This is a genomic window from Pseudomonas sp. 05T35 (assembly GCF_056396605.1).
The window spans coordinates 1-2,261 of the sequence record NZ_JBFTLU010000708.1 but is presented as its reverse complement, the minus strand read 5'-3'; the positions used below and the strand labels follow the sequence as shown (position 1 = coordinate 2,261).

The 2,261-nt window shown below is 56.2% G+C and carries 2 protein-coding genes and 1 pseudogene; 2 read left to right on the top strand and 1 reads right to left on the bottom strand.

The features are described from left to right. The coding region (locus tag AC1DH9_RS29090; RefSeq protein WP_477809331.1) for a carbohydrate-binding protein at positions 1-238 on the top strand (238 nt) is incomplete at its 5' end. A gap of 72 nt (positions 239-310) precedes the next feature. On the opposite strand, the pseudogene AC1DH9_RS29085 reads toward AC1DH9_RS29090, so the two are convergent. After that, positions 311-511: pseudogene (locus tag AC1DH9_RS29085) on the bottom strand (BatD family protein); the annotation flags it as partial. A 272-nt stretch (positions 512-783) separates the two neighbouring features. Here AC1DH9_RS29085 and AC1DH9_RS29080 point away from each other — a divergent pair. Continuing rightward, on the top strand, positions 784-2,261 hold a 1,478-nt coding region (locus AC1DH9_RS29080), incomplete at its 3' end, for an RHS repeat domain-containing protein (protein ID WP_477809330.1).

Below are 2,261 nucleotides of genomic sequence, written 5' to 3'. Positions count from 1 at the left end.
CTTTGTGAAAGCGCTCGACCAGAACGGCAAACTGTCGTCATCCAGTAACGCTCTGGGCGTCAGAACCGAAGGGGGAGGAGGGGATTATCCGGCTTGGGAGCTGAATGCGAGGTATGAAAAAGACGCACGGGTCAGCCATTCGGGGAGCAAGTGGAGGTGCATTCAGGCGCATGTTTCGTACGTGTCGGACTGGGCGCCTGGTGTGGGCGACAATGTGCTTTGGATCAAACAACCCTGACCTGCGCACTGGAACAATCATCCTGAAGGTGATTGTTCCAGGTTGGTATTTGTAGCAGCTGGCATTCGATGTTTATTTCGGATATAGCGGCGGCAAACCACTGTCACCGACCGGATCATGGACCCGTTCGGTGATCGGGATGGCGCGGATCGCGCGCCAGAGTTCTTCGCCTTGCCAGTAATGCCCGGTTTCGCTGTAGAGCGCGCCGTTCAAGCCGTCGAGTGCGTCGGACAGCGGTACGAAGCGTGCAGCCATGTCGGCCTGATGGACCGGGTGTGTCTGCATTACGCAGAGATCTACCTGTAATTTCTGACAGTAGGCGTCGTATTCCTACTGTGTTATTCAAAGCCATGGACAACATCTCTGTAGATCGCTCAACTCCCACTCTGACAGTCATGGACCCGCGTGGTCTGTTGAGTCGGGAAGTTGCTTACTGCCGCTCGGAGTCTGGCCAGGTGCCCGACTCGCGGATTACCCGGCATGCCTACGATGCAGCCGGGCGAGAGATCGCTAGTTGGGATCCGCGCTTCTGGAAGGAGGCTGCAATGGGGGGCAAGCAAGTTCCCAACAGGATCACTCCTGTACTGTCAACGCAATGCGTCGATGCGGGGCTGCGCCTGGCCTTGCCAGGCGCAGCCGGGCAACTACTTCATTCCTGGGACAGTCGCGCCAACCAGCAACAGATCGAGCACGACTCGTTACTGCGCCCTGTTACCGTACGTGAACACGCGGCAGGTCAGTTACCCAAGGTGGTGGAGCGCTTTACCTATGGCGATTGCGGTGACGAAGTCGCGGCCCATAACCAATGCGGTCGGCTAATTCGACATGATGATCCTGCGGGCACCTTGCGGTTATCCGAATATAGTTTGTTCGATACGTGTCTGGTGGAAGCACGGCAGTTCCTGAGCGGTCTGGAGGCGCCGGACTGGCCTCCCGACATTTCACTGCGTGATGATCTCTTGGAAGACGGTAAGGGTTTTATCACTGCTCAGACCTTCACTGCTACAAATGAGATGCAGACCCAGATCGATGCAATGGGTAACTTAAGGATGTTCGACTATACGGTGGCCGGCGAACTGAAAGAAACCCGGCTGCAACTGGCGGGCTCTGATGAGCTGCCGCGCTTGCTGGTCGGCTCTATTCACTACAATGCCCTTGGTCAAATCGAGAGCGAAACTGCCGGCAATCGCGTGGTGAACAAGGCTTTTTATGGCGCTGACGATGGTCGTTTGATCCAGCTCCTGGCCGGTATTCCCGGCAGTGCTCCTCTTCAGAATCTGAATTACTGTTACGACCCGGTGGGAAACATTGTCAGTCTTGAAGACAAGTCTCAGTCGGTGCGCTATTTCAACAATCAGCGTATCGATCCGATCAACTGCTATCGCTACGACAGCCTTTATCAGCTGGTCGAAGCCAGTGGCCGGGAGGTCATCACTCCTGGCTACGGACTAGCACTACCAGCGTTGAAGCGCATGCCGTTGGATTCGAATCAACTGCGCAATTACACTCAGTCGTTCCTCTACGACGCAGCCGGCAATCTACTTTCCCGCCATCATAGCGGCGCACCGACGTTCAATATGAGTACCTCCAGTTTCAACAACCACAGCCTGGCTCAGCGCGAAGATGGATCTCTACCGGACGAGGAGGAAATTACCAACGGCTTCGATGCCAACGGCAACCAGCAGGAGTTGCAACGCGGCCAGGCCATGAGTTGGGACGTTCGCAATCAACTGAGTCTGGTGACGATGGTGAAGCGTGAGGATGGGGCGGATGATCTTGAGTGCCATGTCTACGACCGCCCCGGCCATCGTCTGCGCAAGGTGCGCCTTACTCAAGCCGGCAGTCGTATCTTGCGCGCTGAGGTTCGTTATTTACCGGGACTAGAGATTCATCGTGACGCGGTAACAGGCGAAGAGCGCCAGGTGATCAGCGTCGAGGCCGGACGCAGCCGTGTGTGGGTATTACATTGGGAAACGAAGCCGCCCGACGGCATAAGCAATGATCAAGTGCGCTTCAGTCTGAG